Here is a 17,192-nt window from a genome sequence, read left to right as displayed (position 1 = left end):
CTTGAGCCCTCCGTGCCCGGAGCGACCCTCACGGGTCGTGCGCGCTGCCCGATCAGCACGTCGTGCGCGCTGCCCGATCAGCACGTCGCCCCCCGCACCGAGGCGATGCCCATGCAGAGGTCTACATGCTCGACGGTCTGAGCCGGAGCCACGCTAGTCACATGCGTTCAGAGCCCCCTCCTCGCTCGCGCCAGAAGGTGGAGTCGGTCCAGCGTTGCTCGACGCCGTAGAAATACGCCCGCTGCTGCGCGTAGCCGGTAAAGCGCTCGTGAACGCCGCGCGCGTAGGTGGACAGCGCCTCCGCGTCGCCGCGCAGGTGAGCCGCCACCGCCTGCGCGCTGGCGAGCCCGTCGGACAGGCCCTTGTAGATGCCTTGCGACGAGATTGGATCGAAGCAGGACGCCGCGTCGCCGACCGCCAGCCAGGTGGGTGAGGACGAGGTGTCAACGACCGGCTCGAGCACGAACGAGGGCGCCGCGCAGACCGTGAGGCTCCCGGTCACGGGACTTGCCCCAGCCTCGAGCAGCTTGGGCAAGATGTGGCGCGTCGTTGCGAGCGCGGCCAGCCAGCCCTGCGCTCGATCGAGGCGACTGGCCTTGTGCAGCGCTGGCGAGGTTGCGATCGCCACTGCCACGCGCCTGCGCGGCAGCCGGGCCAAGTACCACCAGCCCTCCTCCACGGCCTCGAGCATGGTCAGGCGAAACAAGCGCGAGATCTCAGCGTCGGGGAGCTCGAAGAAACCCGACGACACGACCAGGCGATCCAGCGTACGCGGTTGCGCGCCGCATCGCCGAGCGTAGCGCGAGCGCTGACCGGTCGCGTCGATCACAAACCCGGCTCGAATTCGTGTGGGCGCCCCCTGGTCGCCGACTTGCAAGCCAAGCTCGACCCCGCGCTCGTCAGCGCCAAGACGATCGACGAACTTGGCGCGCGTCCACACCTCGACCCCAGCGTCTCGCGCCCGCGCGGCCATCCACGCGTCGAAGCGCCGCCGGTCGAGGTGCCAGCCGTTCCCGTTTGGGTTGAACAGGAAGTCGTTGTAGCCAAGCTCGTCGGCCCCCCACGACGAGCAGCTGCCCAGGCACGGCTCATGATCCTCGCCCAGGAAGCCCTCGAGCACCCCGAGCTGGTCGAACAGCGCGCGGGTGTCGGGTGGGATCGACTCGCCAATGCGCTCGTCCTCGTAGCCCCCAGCCTCGACGACGAGCACCCCCTCGACGCCGCGACGGGCGAGCCCGAGCGCGGCGGCGCAGCCGGCTGGGCCGCCCCCGAGCACGACGACATCGTAGCGCGGCAGACCGCTCACGCGTTGAACTGACCTGGCGGGACCCGGTCTTTGTCCCACGGCTGGACCGCGTCGCTTGGCTCGTCGTCGAGCCGGCTCTCCACCTCGAGGTAGTGGGCCGGATCGTAGGTGCCGCCGTCGTCGATGTTGCTGGCCTGAATGATCACGCCGATGTTCATCCAGTGATCCAGGATGCGCGCGACGCCGGCGTCCGTGCTTGCCTGCCCCTTCGGCGTCTTTTGATAGCGACCGACCTCGGCCGGGTTGCCCGGCCCAAACGGCGGCGGGTCACTGGGGTTGATCGGCGCGGTCTTGGTGAACGGCCCGCGCATCGAGTAGCGCTGCCGCTCGCGGGTCTTGATCGGGTTGCCGTTGGCGTCGCGCTTGGTGACCTCGACGAGGCCGGCCCCGTCGCGCACGTCCTTGGCCGCGTACACGGTCAGCGGGCGCTGAGCGGGCCACGACCAGTACAGCTGGTTGTTCTGCTCGATGTTTGGCGACGGCAGGTGGGTGCCGCAGGAGTTGTAGTCGGCGTGCCATGGGATCGCCATGAACTTGGACACGTCGCCGGGCTCGAGCTCGGTCTCGTCGCGCTTGGGCGTCCACCCCAAGCTCAAGAACGGCGCCTGAAGCTGGCCCGAATAGTCGAGCGGCTTGGGCCGGACCCGGAACGGGCCCCCGCCGGAGCTGCGCCAGTCCTGGCGCCACATGTCGGGCTCGCGGCAGATGTAGGTCATGTCGATCCCGGGGCCAAACCGCCCGCCAAGACCCGCCAGGAACGACGCCTTGTCGAGGGTCTCGCCGTGGTTCAGGGTCACGCGCGCGCTGGCGTCGGCGTGGCCGTCGTTCCAGTACGTCAAGTACTGGTACTGGGTCTTGGCCAGCGACAGCAGGCTGCGACCGGCGTCGCCCAGCGACAAGGGCATGCGCTTGCGATCACCCGTCGGGTCCGGCGCGGGCTCACCCGGCTCGACCGGCTTGCGGATCAGCCCGAGCCCCGCCAACGCCGTGGCGGAGACCTTGGTGTCGGCGGTGATCCGCTCGACGTGCTCGTGCGCAGAGATGCCCTTCGTGGTCAGGTTGGTGACCCAGCGCTGCAGCCCGGCGGCGAGGAAGATCGGCCGCACCTCGTCTTCGAACGAGGGACGATAGTCAGGCTGGAACTCGCCGTTGGCGAACAGGTCCGGGCGCAGATCCAGCTTGCGGACCCACGAGTCGTGGATGTCATCCCACAGCGAGACCACGTTGAGGACCTGCGGCGCGTAGGCGGGGTCGGTGGAGATCACCCACGCCGCGCCCTCGACCGTGTGGGTGCTGCCGTCCTTGAACACCAACACCGCGTCGACCGGGCCGTCACCGGTGTCGTCGAACCACCAGTCGTTGTTGACCGCACCAACGAAGCCGTGCTGCGCTGGATGCTTGTTGAAGCTGTTGGCGTGCCCCCAGGCCGCGACCACGACCAGGCGACCGTGCTCGTCGGTCTGCAGCTCGCCGAGCGACTGAATCGCGGCGACGCCCGGCGGGTAGAGCTTGCCGTCGTAGTCGTCGCTTGGCCCAAACACCTCTGGGTAGCTCGCCACGGCCCGCTTGGGGAACACCGTGGGGTAGCTGGGGAGCGGCGTGATCCCGGCGCCCGCTTGGTAGTAGGACGCTGGCGAGCTCTCGCCCAGGTCCACGACGTCTGCGTTCGCGCCACTGATCGCGCGCGGACCCGGATCGATGAACATCCCGGCCCAGCGCTTGGGGTCGTTGGCGCCGCTGCCCAACTCTGGATTGCGCAGTCCCTCTGTCGGGGTCTTGGGATCCGCGGGGGTGCCCCACGCCAAGATGCCGTCGTCGTCGGCCGAGCCGTACCAGGCCGTCTTCTTGTTGGCCATGTGCACGGTCCAGATGATGTCGGCGACGGTCTTGGTCTGGCCGCCGATCTCGACCGTGCTGCCAATGCGGATCTCCGCGCCCGCCTGGCCCATTGGGTAATTTTCTTTGCCCTCGGCCTGGTACGCGTAGATGCGAAACCGGGCGGCTTGTCGGGCGAGCCCGCCGTCGGGGCCGCGGACATCACTGGACGTGATCTCGGTGTCCTCGGTCCCGGCCTTGATCGGCAGCCCGCCGGTCTTGGGCCCGTCGCCGAGCGGATGTCCGGCGAGGGTCTCGGGCGCGAGGTAGAACTCCTTGGCGGTGCCGACCCGCGCGAAGCCAATCGATGGGTGGATCCTGAACGTCGTCGTGCTCATGGCTCATGTCTCCTGCAACGCGAGCGCGGCGCTCACTTGGTCGCCTTGGCTTGCTGGGCCGCCTGATAGTTAACCACGAAGTGGCTGAGGTTGATGTGCTTGCCGTTGACCTGCGTGGTCTTGATTCCCACCGTCACGTCGTGGACCCCAGCGTTGTGGCAGCTGAAGCAGTTCTCGTCCTGCTTGAAGGTCTCCATGGTCGTGTTGGCCAGGATCAACGAGCCGCGTAGATCGTCTGGGGGCGGGTTGTTGAGCGGGACCACCCCGGTGCTCCAGATCGCGCCGACGTAGGTGTAGTTGGCCCAGACCGTGCCCGCGGTCAGCTCGCGCAGCTGCTTGTCGAGGCTGACTATGTTGCCCTGGTTGGTGTCGCTGCCAGCCCCGTGGGGCTGCGCGCGACAGACGTTGACCGGGCCCAAGGGGTTATTGGGATAATACTGATTGCACGCGCTGGCCGAGGCCTTGCCATCGTAGAGCGACCAGGTCTGCCCGGTGGTTGGCTGGCCGACTGCGGCGCAATCTGGGGCGTTGTCGACGTGCTCGAAGGTTGCCCAGATGAACTCCGGGTGGTGCTCGACGACACCCGCGACGTGAATGGCGATCAGCGCCATCTTGGCGGGGACCCGCTTTTCGGTCTCGGTCACGTCGCCGTCAGCGTCGACCTCGACGACCGGGATCTCGGTCTCGACCACGTAAAAGCGCTCGTCCGCGTCTGGGATCAGGACTTTGCCGTTTTTCTCGGCGACCCGCCACGAAGCCTTGAGCTCGAGCGAGTCGACGGGAAAGTCGAGCTCTGGGTTCGCAGCTTGCAGCTTCGCTAGATCCCAAAACTGGTTGTCAGCGGCGTTGATGAAGTCCCAGAATTGCTTGTCGAGGTGATTGGAGTAGTAGACGACCTCGCCGTTTTGATCGACGAGGATCTCGTTGCCGGGGCCAGCTTGGAACACATCCGCGATATCGGCAGAGCTCGAGTCCTTGGCCATGCGCGCGAGCATGACTTCACCCTCACCGGGGTCGTGGCCGGGGTAGGGCTTGGTCGGACCGCCGGGGACAAACAGCGCGTTGGGGTTGGCGAACGCCTCGAACACCGTCTGGTCGCCCTGTTTGCTCGTCAACCACAGATAGGTTTGAATCGACCACAGGTGAAAGTCGCAGTTCGTGACCTTGTCGTTGCCCGGAAACTTGCTGCCATCGGGCTGTGAAGGGGCGGTGAACCAGCTCTTGTCGGCGAGGCAGGCGTCGGGGGCAGGCGGCAGGTCGGGCGGCAGGTCGAGCTTCGGGCCCGACGACGACGACGACGACGACGACGACGACGACCCCTCCCCACCGGATCCCTTGCAGCCCAACACCAGCGCAGGCACTAGCAGTAAACCTGGCAACAGCGAGGTCCATGACGCAGACGCTGCCCACGACCCGATTCGGTTGTTTCCACTCATTTGTTCGACCTCGTCACGCATTGGCGCCCGCGGTCGTCGAATGATTGACGATCGCGGCGCTTTGAATCAGCGTGGGTGCGAACTTAACACCGAGCTCTGTTCTGGGTCAATGTGAATTTTGGAGCGTAGTCAAGCGCTGTTTACATGTGGATACGTCCACGACGAACGACTGAATCAGCTGCCAAGGATCACCGCGGCAGAGCATGCGGCGTTCGATCATTCGATCGTTCGGCTAGACGACAGCGAGTTCGCATCGCCCGGCGCCACGGTTGGGTCGCGAGAAGGGGCACGCCGCTACGGCGTCGCGGCGATCATCTTGGGCGTGACGGAGATCGGCTCGAGATCGAGGATCATGGTTCCGCGCACGGCTTCCCACCCATCGATGTGGTCGAGCACCGCGAGCACGATGCTGTCTTCGGTCTTGCGTCGCGACGGCGCCGCCATCTGCCCGTGCTCGCGCACGTTGATCAAGATCGAGAAGGCGACCTGCGGGCGCCCGTCCTCGGTCGTGATCACCCCGGTCAGCCCGCTGACGCCGTCGAGGGTGCCGGTCTTGGCTCGCACCCGCTTGCCCGAGCGGCGCAGTCGGGTCCGCAAGGTGCCAACTGGCCCGCCCGCGACCGGCAGCGCGTCGATGAGCCCCGAGCCCGCCGTGTTGGTGCGGGCGGCGACGGCCATCAGATCCACGAGCCCCGAGGTCGTGACCCGCCCGACCGAGCTCAGCCCCGAGCCGTTCTCGAACACCAACGCGTTGGGGTCGTTGCCGAGCGCAGCCCAGTACCCACGGACCACTTCGCTGCCGTTGTCCCAGTCGCCCGGATCCCCGGTCATGCGCCAGCCCAGGCAGCGCATGATCTGCTCGGCCATGAAGTTGTTGGAGTAGGTCAGCACGCCGTTGACGATCTCGATCAGCGGCGGGCTGCGGCGCACGGCGACCAGCAGCACATCGTCGGCGCCCGCGTGATCGAGCATCTGGGGGAACTCGAGGTGGTCGCCGTCGCCCTGCTCGTCGTCGAGGGTGCGCGGGTACACGGGCGGCGCCACGCCAAGCCGCACGGGCAGCCGCTCGCTCTGACTGGCCTCGGCCAGCATCTGGGCGAACGCGCCACCGGTAAACAGACCGGGGTCGACGATCCGGCGGCGAACCTTGTAACCGCTGCTGTTCTTGCGCAGGGTGCCTTCGATCGACACATGGGTCATCGCCGTCTCGCGCGGCGGCTCGCCCTTCTGGCTTCGGCCAACCTGCTCACGGCGCGTACGGATGTCCAAGTTGCTCGCGCCCGAGCCAAGCCGCGCGCGGTTCTCGACCACCACGTGGGGGCTGCTCGGCGTGATCCCGACGGCCGGCCGGCTCGCGCCCTTGACCGGGTACACGGTGATCTCAACCGTGTTGAAGTTGAGGCTCAGCGCGCCGCTGGGTGCCATGTACGACGCGCCCCACCCCTCATCCGAGTAGCCCGGCCCGAACACCTGGGGCGAGAAGGCGGTGTCATCGACGACGATCTCGCTGATCGTTGCGATCGGCAGCCGCTCCGCGACGTCGTGGGCGAGGACCGCGAGCGCCTCGGCGTCGATCGTCGGGTCGCCCTCCCCGATCAGATACAAGACCTCGCCGACCAGCAGCACGCGGGTCTCGAACACGTAGTCCGGGCCCAGCAGATCGAGCGCGGCCGAGGTCGTCAACAGCTTGTGGTTGCTGGCCGGGTTGAGCAGCGTGTCGCCAAAATAGTCGAACAGCACCCGGCCCGAGTCGAGATCCCGAATGTGGACCGAGACCTGCGCACGATCCTGAATGCCAGCGATCGCGCGTTCGATGGTGTCGCGCAGCGACTCCGATCCGAACGCCACCAACGGCGGCTGGGCGCTGCTCCCCCGCACGCGCTCGACGTGCCGAGCGAACGCGGCGAGCCGCCTCTCGAGCATTTCTTGAGCCGTCGGCGGCGGAAGAGGTGGAGGCAGCGGCGGCACCACCACCCACCCCGGCATCCCCACCCCAGATCCCACCGTGGGTGCCTCGTCGATCATCGGCGCGCGAGAGGCCTGCGCTCGCTGCCATCGCATCGCCAGCCCCCCGACACACAACGACACCAACATCACCAAGATCACCGGCGCCCGCCGAGCTGGACTGGCGGGTAGCCGGACACTGCTCCCGCTCGCGGCCGGGGCAATTTTGCTCGACTGGGGCATCGTTGGTGGCACCGGCAAGCGTAGCGACAACGTCACCAGGCACCCCGCCGATTTTGCGCGTTTTTTACCCCCCCGGCCACCTTTGCGCTTTGCGGTACCCCTTCTTCTGGGGCCCAAACGAAGGGAGCGCCGCGCGGTGGCCGTGGGCGTCCAAACGAATGGAGCGCGCCCCCCCCGGGCCGTGACAGCCCAAACAAATGGAGCGCCCCACCCCCGGCCGTGGGCCCCAAAACCAAGGGAGCGCCCCACCGCCAGCCGTGGGCGCCAAACAGACGGAGCGCCCCGCCCCCGACCGTGGGCGCCAAAACGAATGAAGTGCCCCGCCCCGGCCGTGGGCGCCAAAACGAATGAAGCGCCCCGCCCCCCGGCCGTTGGCCAAACAGATGGAGCACCCCACCCCCGGCCGTGGGCGCCAGAACGAAGAGAGCCTCCCACCGGCCGTGGGCGCCAAAACCAAGGGAGCGCCCACCCCGGCCGTCGGCGCCAAAACGAATGGAGCGCCGCACGGTGGCCGTGGGCGCCCAGACGAGAGCCCCACCCCGGCCGTGGGCGCCAAAACGAATGGAGCGCCGCACGGTGGCCGTGGGCGCCCAGACGAGAGCCCCCTTCTAGGGGGCCAATCATACCCCCGCGAACAAACGGCCCACTGGGAACGAGCGAAGCGAGCGACCGCGCAGTGCGAAAGCGGCCGGGGGGGTCCTAAAAGGGGGGTCCTAAACCAGCTCGCGCCGAGCGAACTCACGGCGCAATTTGCCGAGCGCCCGCTCCTGCAGCTGCCGAATCCGCTCGCGCGACAGCGAGTGACGCTCGCCCAGCTGGCGCAGCGTCATCGGCTCGAAGTCGCTCTCGCCAGCGTCGCCGCCGTCGATCCCGTAGCGCCGCCGCAGGATGTCCAGCTCGATCGGCTGGAGATCCGTGAGCGACTCGTAGAGGTGATCGCTCAGCGCCTCGACCTCGAGCATCTCGGCCACTTCCGGGTTCGAGTCGTCCTCGAGCCGGTCGAGCATGCCGCGGCCGTCGTCGTCGCTGGTTGGGGCGTCGAGGCTGACCGTGCCGTCGAGGGTCAGCTTGCTGAGCTTGCGAACCCGGACCTTGCTCAGGCCAGTTTCTTTGGCCAGCTGCGCAGTCGTGGGCTTGTCGCCGGTCTTGGCCTCGATCTCGCGGGTGGCCCGACGCAGGCGCTGGAGATCGGCCGACACGTGGGCCGGGAGCCGGACCGTGCGGCCCTTGTTGGCCAGCGCGCGATTGATCGCGTGCCGGATCCACCAGGTCGCGTAGGTCGAGAACCGGTAGCCGCGGCGCCCGTCGAAGCGATCGACGGCCTTCATGAGCCCGAGGTTGCCCTCTTGCACGAGGTCTTGCAGCGGCATCAGGCCGTGGTCGAAGCGCCGGGCGATCGTCACGACCAAGCGCAGGTTGGCCTTGACGAACTTGTTCTTGGAGTAGCGCATCGCCTGGTTGGCGCCGCGGACCCGCTGGATGTAGCGGGCGAACGGCCGGCTACCCTTGGGCGGGAAGGTGACCTGCAGGGTCACGCAGTCGCGCCGGTTGGCGTCGATCGCCTCGAGGTCGGCGCCGATCATGTCGGCGTATTTGGCGTCGAGGTCCAGCTCGGCCATGGCCACCGCCAGTGCCTGCTGCGCGGCGTGGTAGGCCTCACGGTTGGCCTTGGTCTCGCGGTCACGATAGGCCCGCGAGGTCTCGGCGATCTGTGTCAGCTCGGCGTGGGGCAGCCCCTCGCAGCTGTCTTCATCGAGCGCCTTGGCCAGCACCTCGATGATGCCGCCGACGAAGGGGGGGTACGACAACAGGGCCTTCCAGCAAGCCAAGCGGCGGGTGGCGATCTCGGCGGCGAGACTCTGCTCTTCCTCGGGTGTCAGGACATCGACCTTGGATACGTCGCCTAGGTAGGCACCGAGCGGCGTCTCTGACTTGCGAGCGCTGGAACGACGAGTGGGGGTCGGGGTGTTTTTGGTGGGTGCCATGACAGCTCCTCTTTCTTGCTTTACGGGTCTTGCTTGCAGGGACAGCTCTTGCGACCTACGCAGCTCCGCGGCTCGGGCCCCGGGATCCACGCTTCGAACGCGGATCCCACAGGGTGCCAGCGGAGGCACCAGCGCAGGGAATGCAGCGAGTCACTGCGGGCGCGATGGACCTGCGGTGGCTGCAAATACGATGTCGGGGGTTCAAGTGTTTCTCGGGCCGGCTGGTGTCGGCCAGCGCGAGGTGGGGGGCAGCGAGCAACTCGGTACGTGGCCAAGCGCGCGAAACTGAGTCACAACCAGTTCCGGCACTCATCGCGGCTTCGCGCGCGTCATACGTATGGGTTCGCGGCCTCACTGCCCGAATACATGTGCATATTTCGGGCCGAGCGACTGATGACCCCCTGCCTACGTAGGGCAACCGATGATCTGCCCAGGCTTGGCACGCCAGCGCAGCGATCTTCGGATTGCCGCGGCGCGCGTGCTGGTGCGTGTATGTGCGACGATAGCGAGCGCTGGCGGCCTCACAGCGGTCGTTGGCTGCGCAGGCGCGACCAGACTTCGGCGAGCTCGCCGTCGCTGAACACAACCACGGTTGACGCGCGACTGCAGTCGCGCGTGGCTGACTGTCTAGCCACATCCGCGCCGTGAATGCTACGCATGGGGCTGAACACCCCATCCACTTTTGCTCACGTGGCTGTATGGGGGACCGACGATCCCGTCGGCTTCCCGGCACCCCGTGGCGAGATCCCATCGCGCCACCCAGTCCATGTGGTCCACGTGGGTTGGCCCACGCGCGGGTGAATGGCGCAGCACGCAGCCTCCAAAAGCCAACTGGCTGCGCTATCGTCCCGCCGTGCATCCCCCAACTCGAGCGAGGCGTCGGATGAGCGCACCCGCATTGTGCGGGAAATGGCGACCGTCGAGCCAGGCGGCGCTCGAGCTAGCCGTGACCAGCTTGGTCATGCTCATGGCATGCGAGGCCACGATCGAGGGTGTTCCAGAAGGAGCGGTCGCTCGCGTCGGCGAGGTCGTGATCGAGACGGCGCAGGTCGAAGCCTCGCAGGCGCAGCTCGACGCGTTCGGCCAAGCCAGGTTCCGCGGTCCAGACGGGCAGCGGGCGCTGATCGACGCGATCATCAACGAGGAGCTGCTCGTCCAAGAGGCGCGCGACGCTGGGCTCGGCGCGGATCCTCGGGTGGAGTGGGCGGTCCTGGAAGAGCTCGCCGAGCTTCAGCGCGCGGCCATGTTGGAGCGGCGACTTCCGCGTGCGGAAGTCGCAGCCGACACCGCCGCGTTGCGAGCCCGCTACGAGCGCGAGCGCGAGCGCTTCGCCACGCCGGAGCGACGGAGCATGCGAGTGGTCCGGGTCCAAACTTGGGAGCAAGGCGAGCGCGAGCTGGCTCGGCTCGGCGCCGGCGAGGTCCGCCTGGACGAGATCGGCGGGGTGGTCCAGACGCCGCTGATGAAGCGGGACGATGACGAGTTCCCGGCCTACCACCGGGTGCTGTTCGACGCGGGCCTCGGCGTCGGCGACCTGGTCCCGTCGCCGGTGTTGAGCGGGCAAGTGGTGCTGATCGGCGAGGTCGATGAGATCGTCCCAGCCGGCACGCTGGCGTTCGAGGATCCCGAGGTCCAAGAGCAGCTGGTGACGGCCGAACGAGAGGCGCGACTGGTAGCGATCGAAGCCGAGCTGCACGCCGAGCTGGCCCAACGCTTCAAATGACCCAACCGGACGGGCTCGCGGCTCGTGAGCCGACGGCGGCGTTGGAGGTCACAGACCGGTCCCGCACGTCGCGCGCAGCACACCGCCCACGCCCAGCCGATGTCGCGGAGGGCGAAAAATGCTACTCACGGTGGGTGCGCGCCATCGCTCGACGCTCGCTGTTCTCGCTGTCCGCCCTCTCGCTGGTGGCGACGGCGCTGATCGGTGGACCCGCCCACGCCGAGCCAGTCGTGCTCGATCGGATCGTCGCGGTGGTCAACGACGACATCATCCTCGACAGCGATCTCGACCTGTGGATGATGTACGACGACCGCGTGCTGGCCGAGCTGGCCAAGCTGCAGAACCAAAACGCCAGCGAAGAGCAGATGCTGCACAAGCTCACCGAGCTGCGGCCAATGGGCCTGGACGAGCTCGTCGCGCGCAAGCTGATGCTGGCCCAAGCGCCCACGTTTCAGGTCACGGCGACCGACGCCGAGGTCGAGGCCTACCTGCAGAACCTGGCGCGCAACGCCGGCCTCGGCGGGGTCCCGGAGCTCAAGCGCGCGGTCGAAGAGAGCCTGCGCTACGGCACCTGGGCGCAGTACCGGGCCAAGCTGCGCGAGGACATCATCCTCTATAAGCTGCTGGGGATGCTGCTCAACGTCGCGGTCAGCGACCAGCAGGTACTGGATCGCTACCGCCAGCTCAGCAAGGGTGAAGAGGCCCGCTTGGAGGTCCGCCGCCTGGTGTTCCAGTCGACCGACGACCCCGCCGCCCGCGACGCCCAGCTCAAGGCCGGCAAGGCGGTGGTCCGGCGCCTGACCCAAGGTGAGGACGTCGAGGCGATCGCGGCGGAGCTGCAGCAGAGCGCGGAGCTCGAGCAGGTCACGCGCAGCTCGGTGTCGCGGCCGATCGGCGAGCGCCTGTTCGCGGCCACGACCGGCGATGTCATCGGTCCACTCGAGTCGGGCCAGGGCTTCGTGGTGTTTGTCGTCGAGCAAGTGGTGAGCTCGGATCTGCTTGGCTTCGAAGAGGCCAAGGAGCCGCTGCGCCAGCAGATCTACGAGGAGGTCCGGTTCAAGGCCGAGGCCGACTTGCGCGAGCAGCTGCGCGGCCGCGCCCACGTGGATATTCGTCTGTAGGAGCGACCATGAGCACCTGGAACGAGCAGGACCCAGCCGCGATCGCGTTCTTGTTTGTCGCGTGCGCCCGCACGGCCGACGGCGAGCTGGTCGAAGCCGAGCTGGTCCGCATCGTCGAGCGCGTCGGTCAGTGGATGCCCGGGGCCTCGCGCGAGCAGCTTCACGAGATCCTCGAGCGGGCCGTCGCGCTGTACCAGGGCGCCCCGGATCAGCGCGCGGTGATCGGTCTGGTCGAAGCCACGGCCGAGCGCCTGCGCGAGCTGCTGGCACGCGAAGACCGTGAGCGGCTCGTCACCGAGTTGATCGGGCTTGCCTACGCCGACGGGCACGTCGAGCAGGGCGAGGCCGACTTCGTGCTCGCGACCGCGCGGATCCTGGACGTCGAAGTCGCGCTGTCCACCGACTAACCAACGTCAGGAATTGTGATCACCGCGTCGACCCCGTCGAGCTCGAGCCCGAAGCGCTCGAGCGCCTCGCCAGCGCAGGGCCCCGCGTCGCAGTAGCCCGAGCTGGGCACGAACAGGGCGCCGTGGCTGCTGCAGAAGATGCGATCCGTGAGCGCCGAGTAGAACCGGCCCTCGCCCATGTCGAGATCGATGCCCAAGTGCGGGCAGCGGTTGTGATAGGCGAACAACGCGTCGCCCGAGCGCAACACGAAGCCCTCGCAGGCCTCGCCGTCACGCTCGAACTCGAATTTTAGGGCCTGCCCGTGGGCGAGGCCGTCGACGCTGGCGACGCGGACCTGCATCGGCCTACCTCCTGCGTCAGCCTACTTGAAGTTGAGATCGAGCAGCAGCGCGACCTCGTCCTTGATCAAGTCGTCGGGCTTGCCGGGGTAGTCGATGCCCCACAGCTTGCGGTCGATCGCAAACTCGGCCTTGCCGTGCACGCCGGCGTCCGAGACCTCGAGCGTGGCCGGGAACGTGACCTTCTTGGCCTGGCCCTTGATCTCGAGGTTGCCCGCGACCTCGTGGGTTGCCCCGCCCTCGCCGGCCTTCTCGGTGATGCTCAGCGAGGTGAACTTGGCCTGGGGAAACTCGGCGACGTTGAAGAAGTCGGGGCTGGTCAGGTGGGTGGTGAGGTCGGCGGCGTCGGTGGTCATCGAGCCGACCTCGATCGTGATCTCGACGGAGCTGAGCTTGCCGCCCTCGACCTGCGCGCTGCCGGAGATCTTGTCGAAGCTGCCCTTGTGGTCACCGGTCAGCTTGGCGCCGATGAAGCCGACGCTGGAGCCTTCGGTCACGAGCGCGAGGGTCTTGGCCTCGGCGCTCGCGGGCTTGTCCGCCGGCTTGTCCGCGGGTTTCTCAGCGTCCTCGACCTTGGCCTTTGGCTTGTCGTCAATCTCGCTCTTGCAAGCGGCGAGGCTGGTCAGCGCCAGCGCCAAGGCCAGCGCCGAAGTCCGGGCGAATGAATGGGTACGGGGGAGATGCGTGGTCATGGCTGGTTGGAGTGACGAGTTTGGCGGCACGGGCCGACTGTCGAACGCAGCGTTCGCTTCGCGTCGGCGCACAGTTACCACGACTCGAACAGCTCGCGTTGCGCGCGAGGCCGACGAAAGCTGGCGGCCTGCTCGATCGGCGTGCTGGTCGTGTCTTCCAACCCCAGCCGGCGACGGTGGCCCTGAAACATGGCATCGATCGCCTGCCAGCGCGGACCCTGGCCGCGCATCCGCGAGCCAAACCGGGCGTCGTTTCGCTGCCCACCGCGCATGTCCTCGATCGCGCGAAACACCTTCGCGGCACGCAACGGCACGGCCGCGCTCAGCCGCTCCTCGAACACGGGCAGCACCGAGCCGGGCAGCCTCAGCAAGATCAAGAACGCCCAGCTCGCGCCGGCTTGCTTGGCGGTCGCGAGCAGCTCGGGGATCTGTTCGTCGTTGAGCCCGGGGATCACTGGCGAGACCGAGATCCCAACGGGCACGCCCGCGTCGGCCAGCGCTCGCATGGCGGCGAAGCGGCGGCTTGGCGGGCTCGCCCACGGCTCGATCTTGCGGGCCATCGCGTCGTCCATGAACCCGATCGAGAGCGTGACGGAGGCCGCGGCTTCGCGCGCGAGCGTGGCCATGAGATCGGCGTCGCGCCGAACCAGCGCGCCCTTGGTGATGAACGACGCGGGGTTGCGATACGCCACGCACAGCTCGAGGCACGCGCGGGTCAGCCCATAGGCGGCCTCGAGCGGCTGGTAGCAGTCGGTCACGCCCGAGAACATCAGCGCTTCGCCGGTCCACGAGCGAGCCTCGAACCGGGCCCGCAAGAGCTCGGCCGCGTTGGTCTTGACCACGATCTTTCGCTCGAAGTCGGTGCCCGCCCCGAACCCCAGGAACTCGTGACCCGGACGGGCGTAGCAATAAGCGCAGCCGTGGTAGCAGCCGCGGTAGGGGTTGATCGACCAGCGAAACGGGATGTCGGGGCTGTCGTTTTGATTGACGATCGACTTGGCCTGCTCCTCGTAGACCTCGAGCTTGGCGTCGGGCGGCGGGCCCAGCCACTCGACGTGAGTCGAGAGCCACGGGTTGGGCGGGTTCGCGAGCGGGCGGGGCACGTGGGCGACTCTACCGTTCGAGGGCCCGACGGCCCCTATTGCGCGATGGGTCCGTCGTCCGTGCCCGAGCACAACCCGAGGATCGCGTCGACGTCGATCTGTCCGCCGAGCCCGAGCAGCTCGACGTAGGCGTGCAGGTGTTGGTACGCGGCCTGGGCGGCGTAGCTTGGCGGCAAGCTGGTGTTGAGCGCGCCGGGCAGCACCCGCGCGGGCGGCTGCTCGTACTCGACGCCATGTCGCTCGAGCTCGTTGCCCAGCGCCTCGACGACCACCCGCACCACCGTTGGCTCGTTGACGTGAGGCCGGTACAGGTCGGGCAGCCCAACGAGCGTCTGCGTGTCCCACAGCGCGGCGGCGTGATCGAGCGAGTTGTGGATCAGCTCGAGCTCCACGCCCAGGCGCTCGCTGATGTAGATCGCAAAGTCACCGTTGCCCGCGGTCGGGGCCGCGAACGCCATGCAATGCAGCTTGGCGTGCCGGGCTGGATCCCAGCCGACGTCGCGGGAGGCCCCGCTGCCCTGGGTGTCGCGCAGCCACAAGGCCACGACCGAAGCCAGCGCGCCGCCGATCCCGTGTCCCACGACATGCACGGGCAGCTTGCGATCGCTGTCGAGCGCGTTGACGGACGCGGCCAGGAATTCGGCCAGGCTTCGGCCCGCGCCGGGGAGCTGCTCTTCGACCGTCAATTCACGGATGACGTCGAGCTGCCGATGGAGCCCGCTGCACACCGCCGGCGCGAGGTCACCTGGGTTTCGCGCCCAGACCCACGGCTCTTGCTCGAACCACCCAAGGCTCTCGACGGTGTGATCCCAGACCGACAGCGGCGCGCCGCCGCGGATCACCACGTAGCACGCGTCGTCGTCGGGCCGGCGCGAGCGAGTCACGAACACGACCAACGCGGGCGCGTTGGCCTGCCAGCACAGACGAAAGCTGGCCGGGCCCCAGACGATCTCTTGATCGCTCGTGACCGGCAGCCCGGCTAGCCAACCAGCGATGCACTGATGCAGCGCGCTCGCTCGTCGCGCGGGCTCACCGATCCCGCCCGCGTACGCCACGAGCGACAGGCACAGTTGCACGCGGTCCGCGTCAGCCCCCATCTGTCCGACGCTATCACCAGCCAAGCCCAACAGTGGGCTTGCGCTCTCACCGCCTTGCAGCAATATCGGCTCACTACCGCACCCTCGTCCATCACGGGCCCCTGCGGCCCCGTTGCGAGCGCTCCCGAAAAAAACGCGGCCTGCGATGTGGCTTCGCCGTCGAGGCATTGGCCGTGCTCGGCGTGGGCCAACACCTCGCGTCGCCCGGCTCGAGACCGAATTGGGAATGCTTCTCTGGTTCAGTCGAACAGCAGCGCGGGCACCCGGGTGGCCGCGAGCGCGACGACCAGCAACACCAGCGCGAGCGGTGCCGCGAACACGCCGAGCAAGCGCCGGCCCGCGGGCGCGCGGGGCTGGCCGATCCAGACCACGGCCTGGACCAGCCCAACGAGCGCGAGGCCTGCGAGCAGCCAGTGCATTGGCGTGGTCCATACCTGGCCGCGCCTTGGAGAGGCAAATTTGGTCGCCACGGGCGCTCGGGATACAAGCCAGCGATGCTCGCCAGCCCCGGCGCCGAGCTTGGCTACGGCCTCGCCGCGTTCCTTGGCGCGCTTCAAGGTGTCGCCGAGTTTCTGCCGATCTCGTCATCGGGCCATCTGTCCCTCGCCGAGGCGTGGCTGGGTGTCGACGCCGAGGCCGCCGGCCACAGCTTCAACATCGTCGTTCATGCCGGGACGTTGCTCGCGGTGCTGCTGGTGTTCCGACGCGATCTATTTGATCTCGTGCGCGGGCTGCTCGATCCCCAGCAAGTCGCGTGGGCGCGACCGATGTGGGTCGCGTTGATCGTGGGATCGCTGCCGCTCGCCGTGGTCCTGATCCCGGGCGTCGAGGCGCTGGTCGTGCGCATGGAGGGCGAGGTCCGTTGGATCGGGGGGGCGCTGCTGCTGACGGCCGCGCTGCTGGCCTTCACTCACCGCAGCCAGCCGCCGAGCGACGAAAAAGATCAGCCGCCCTCGGTCGCGCACGCGCTGCTGATCGGTTGCGCGCAGCTGATCGCGGTGACGCCCGGGGTGTCTCGCTCGGGCTCGACGATCGCGGCTGGGCTCGCGCTCGGGCTGGGCCGGGCTCGCGCGGCCCGGTTCTCGTTCTTGCTGAGCATCCCGGCGATCACGGCGGCGACGGGCAAGGAGGCCCTCGACCTGCTCGGCGGCGACGCGCCCCTGCACTTCGCGGCGGGTCCGTTTGCGCTTGGGTTCGTGGTCAGCTTCGCGGTTGGGTTGCTCTCGCTGCAGCTGCTGCTGCGACTGATCGAGAAGGTCGGCATGCTGCCCTTCGTGCCGTATCTGCTCGTGTTGGGCATGATCGCGCTGGTGGCCGGTAGCTAGCTAGCGCCCCGCACGAGTCGGGGGCCGAGTGTCTCGTCGTAGCGAGACACTGATTGGGTCGTGCTTTTGGGATCTGCGGGGGTCGATGTGCTGATCGGGCAGCGCGCACGACCCGTGAGGGTCGCTCCGGGCACGGAGGGCTCAAGACGCTAATTTGCGTTGTCATGGATCGCTGTCGGCGAGGTTGGGCTGTGGCTTCGGTCGGGCACTCGCAACGCCCTCTTATTGTGCCCGGAGCGACCCTCACGGGTCTTCTGT

General features: G+C 68.0%; 14 protein-coding genes. 4 read left to right on the top strand and 10 right to left on the bottom strand.

From position 1 onward, the window contains the following. Positions 1 to 157: 157 nt before the first annotated feature. From DB30_RS37435 to DB30_RS37415, 5 genes are all read right to left on the bottom strand, one after another. Positions 158 to 1,306, bottom strand: a complete 1,149-nt coding sequence (locus DB30_RS37435) for an NAD(P)/FAD-dependent oxidoreductase (RefSeq protein WP_052558317.1) — start codon at positions 1,304 to 1,306, stop codon at positions 158 to 160. Next, on the bottom strand, positions 1,303 to 3,519 hold the full coding sequence (locus DB30_RS37430) for a LodA/GoxA family CTQ-dependent oxidase (protein ID WP_052558314.1): 2,217 nt from the start codon (positions 3,517 to 3,519) through the stop codon (positions 1,303 to 1,305). The genes DB30_RS37435 and DB30_RS37430 overlap by 4 nt, the downstream gene beginning before the upstream one ends. A gap of 32 nt (positions 3,520 to 3,551) precedes the next feature. Then, complete coding sequence (locus tag DB30_RS37425; RefSeq protein ID WP_146662403.1) at positions 3,552 to 4,868, bottom strand: hypothetical protein; 1,317 nt, start codon at positions 4,866 to 4,868, stop codon at positions 3,552 to 3,554. Between the two features lie 381 nt (positions 4,869 to 5,249). After that, positions 5,250 to 6,878 (bottom strand): D-alanyl-D-alanine carboxypeptidase/D-alanyl-D-alanine-endopeptidase, encoded by a 1,629-nt coding sequence (locus tag DB30_RS37420; RefSeq protein ID WP_165704128.1) that lies wholly within the window; start codon positions 6,876 to 6,878, stop codon positions 5,250 to 5,252. Between the two features lie 977 nt (positions 6,879 to 7,855). Continuing rightward, complete coding sequence (locus tag DB30_RS37415) at positions 7,856 to 9,127, bottom strand: RNA polymerase sigma factor RpoD/SigA (RefSeq protein WP_146662399.1); 1,272 nt, start codon at positions 9,125 to 9,127, stop codon at positions 7,856 to 7,858. A gap of 883 nt (positions 9,128 to 10,010) precedes the next feature. Here DB30_RS37415 and DB30_RS37410 point away from each other — a divergent pair. From DB30_RS37410 to DB30_RS37400, 3 genes are all read left to right on the top strand, one after another. Next, the gene (locus tag DB30_RS37410; protein ID WP_146662397.1) at positions 10,011 to 10,850 is read left to right on the top strand and encodes a peptidyl-prolyl cis-trans isomerase; all 840 of its coding nucleotides are present in this window, start codon (positions 10,011 to 10,013) and stop codon (positions 10,848 to 10,850) included. Positions 10,851 to 10,984: 134 nt separating this feature from the next. Then, the gene (locus DB30_RS37405; RefSeq protein WP_052558301.1) at positions 10,985 to 11,971 is read left to right on the top strand and encodes a peptidylprolyl isomerase; all 987 of its coding nucleotides are present in this window, start codon (positions 10,985 to 10,987) and stop codon (positions 11,969 to 11,971) included. Positions 11,972 to 11,979: 8 nt separating this feature from the next. Further along, positions 11,980 to 12,378, top strand: coding sequence for a TerB family tellurite resistance protein (locus DB30_RS37400; RefSeq protein ID WP_052558299.1), 399 nt, complete (start codon positions 11,980 to 11,982; stop codon positions 12,376 to 12,378). Here DB30_RS37400 and DB30_RS37395 read toward each other — a convergent pair. The 5 genes from DB30_RS37395 to DB30_RS37375 all read right to left on the bottom strand — a co-directional run bounded on the left by DB30_RS37395 (position 12,375) and on the right by DB30_RS37375 (position 16,028). After that, positions 12,375 to 12,719: a Rieske (2Fe-2S) protein gene (locus tag DB30_RS37395; protein ID WP_052558296.1), complete on the bottom strand. Its 345-nt coding sequence runs from the start codon at positions 12,717 to 12,719 to the stop codon at positions 12,375 to 12,377. The two genes, DB30_RS37400 and DB30_RS37395, sit on opposite strands and share 4 nt — an antisense overlap. 21 nt (positions 12,720 to 12,740) lie before the next feature. Continuing rightward, a complete protein-coding gene (locus DB30_RS37390; RefSeq protein ID WP_146662393.1) occupies positions 12,741 to 13,409 on the bottom strand; it encodes a YceI family protein in 669 nt (222 codons plus the stop codon). A 74-nt stretch (positions 13,410 to 13,483) separates the two neighbouring features. Beyond that, entirely contained in the window at positions 13,484 to 14,512 is a 1,029-nt protein-coding gene (locus DB30_RS37385) for a PA0069 family radical SAM protein (RefSeq protein ID WP_052558291.1), read from the bottom strand. A 35-nt stretch (positions 14,513 to 14,547) separates the two neighbouring features. Next, entirely contained in the window at positions 14,548 to 15,609 is a 1,062-nt protein-coding gene (locus DB30_RS37380; RefSeq protein WP_165704127.1) for a lipase family protein, read from the bottom strand. Between the two features lie 239 nt (positions 15,610 to 15,848). Continuing rightward, positions 15,849 to 16,028 carry a hypothetical protein gene (locus tag DB30_RS37375; protein ID WP_052558288.1) on the bottom strand — a complete coding sequence of 60 codons (180 nt, stop codon included), beginning with the start codon at positions 16,026 to 16,028 and terminating at the stop codon, positions 15,849 to 15,851. Positions 16,029 to 16,103: 75 nt separating this feature from the next. On the opposite strand from DB30_RS37375, the gene DB30_RS37370 reads away from it, so the two are divergent. Next, positions 16,104 to 16,934 carry an undecaprenyl-diphosphate phosphatase gene (locus DB30_RS37370; RefSeq protein ID WP_052558285.1) on the top strand — a complete coding sequence of 277 codons (831 nt, stop codon included), beginning with the start codon at positions 16,104 to 16,106 and terminating at the stop codon, positions 16,932 to 16,934. Positions 16,935 to 17,192: the final 258 nt, after the last annotated feature.

It is taken from the genome of Enhygromyxa salina (assembly GCF_000737335.2).
Taxonomy (GTDB): domain Bacteria; phylum Myxococcota_A; class Polyangia; order Nannocystales; family Nannocystaceae; genus Plesiocystis; species Plesiocystis salina_C.
The sequence above is the reverse complement of the archived record's forward strand: the minus strand, read 5'-3'. Positions and strand labels throughout refer to the sequence as shown.

Excerpts from the sequence above, each read along its gene's own strand:
- DB30_RS37380 (WP_165704127.1), bottom strand. The coding sequence starts at position 15,609 with ATGGGGGCTGACGCGGACCGCGTGCAACTGTGCCTGTCGCTCGTGGCG.
- DB30_RS37390 (WP_146662393.1), bottom strand. The coding sequence starts at position 13,409 with ATGACCACGCATCTCCCCCGTACCCATTCATTCGCCCGGACTTCGGCG.
- DB30_RS37370 (WP_052558285.1), top strand. The coding sequence starts at position 16,104 with ATGCTCGCCAGCCCCGGCGCCGAGCTTGGCTACGGCCTCGCCGCGTTC.
- DB30_RS37410 (WP_146662397.1), top strand. The coding sequence starts at position 10,011 with ATGAGCGCACCCGCATTGTGCGGGAAATGGCGACCGTCGAGCCAGGCG.
- DB30_RS37400 (WP_052558299.1), top strand. The coding sequence starts at position 11,980 with ATGAGCACCTGGAACGAGCAGGACCCAGCCGCGATCGCGTTCTTGTTT.
- DB30_RS37375 (WP_052558288.1), bottom strand. The coding sequence starts at position 16,028 with ATGCACTGGCTGCTCGCAGGCCTCGCGCTCGTTGGGCTGGTCCAGGCC.
- DB30_RS37415 (WP_146662399.1), bottom strand. The coding sequence starts at position 9,127 with ATGGCACCCACCAAAAACACCCCGACCCCCACTCGTCGTTCCAGCGCT.
- DB30_RS37395 (WP_052558296.1), bottom strand. The coding sequence starts at position 12,719 with ATGCAGGTCCGCGTCGCCAGCGTCGACGGCCTCGCCCACGGGCAGGCC.
- DB30_RS37420 (WP_165704128.1), bottom strand. The coding sequence starts at position 6,878 with ATGCTCGAGAGGCGGCTCGCCGCGTTCGCTCGGCACGTCGAGCGCGTG.
- DB30_RS37430 (WP_052558314.1), bottom strand. The coding sequence starts at position 3,519 with ATGAGCACGACGACGTTCAGGATCCACCCATCGATTGGCTTCGCGCGG.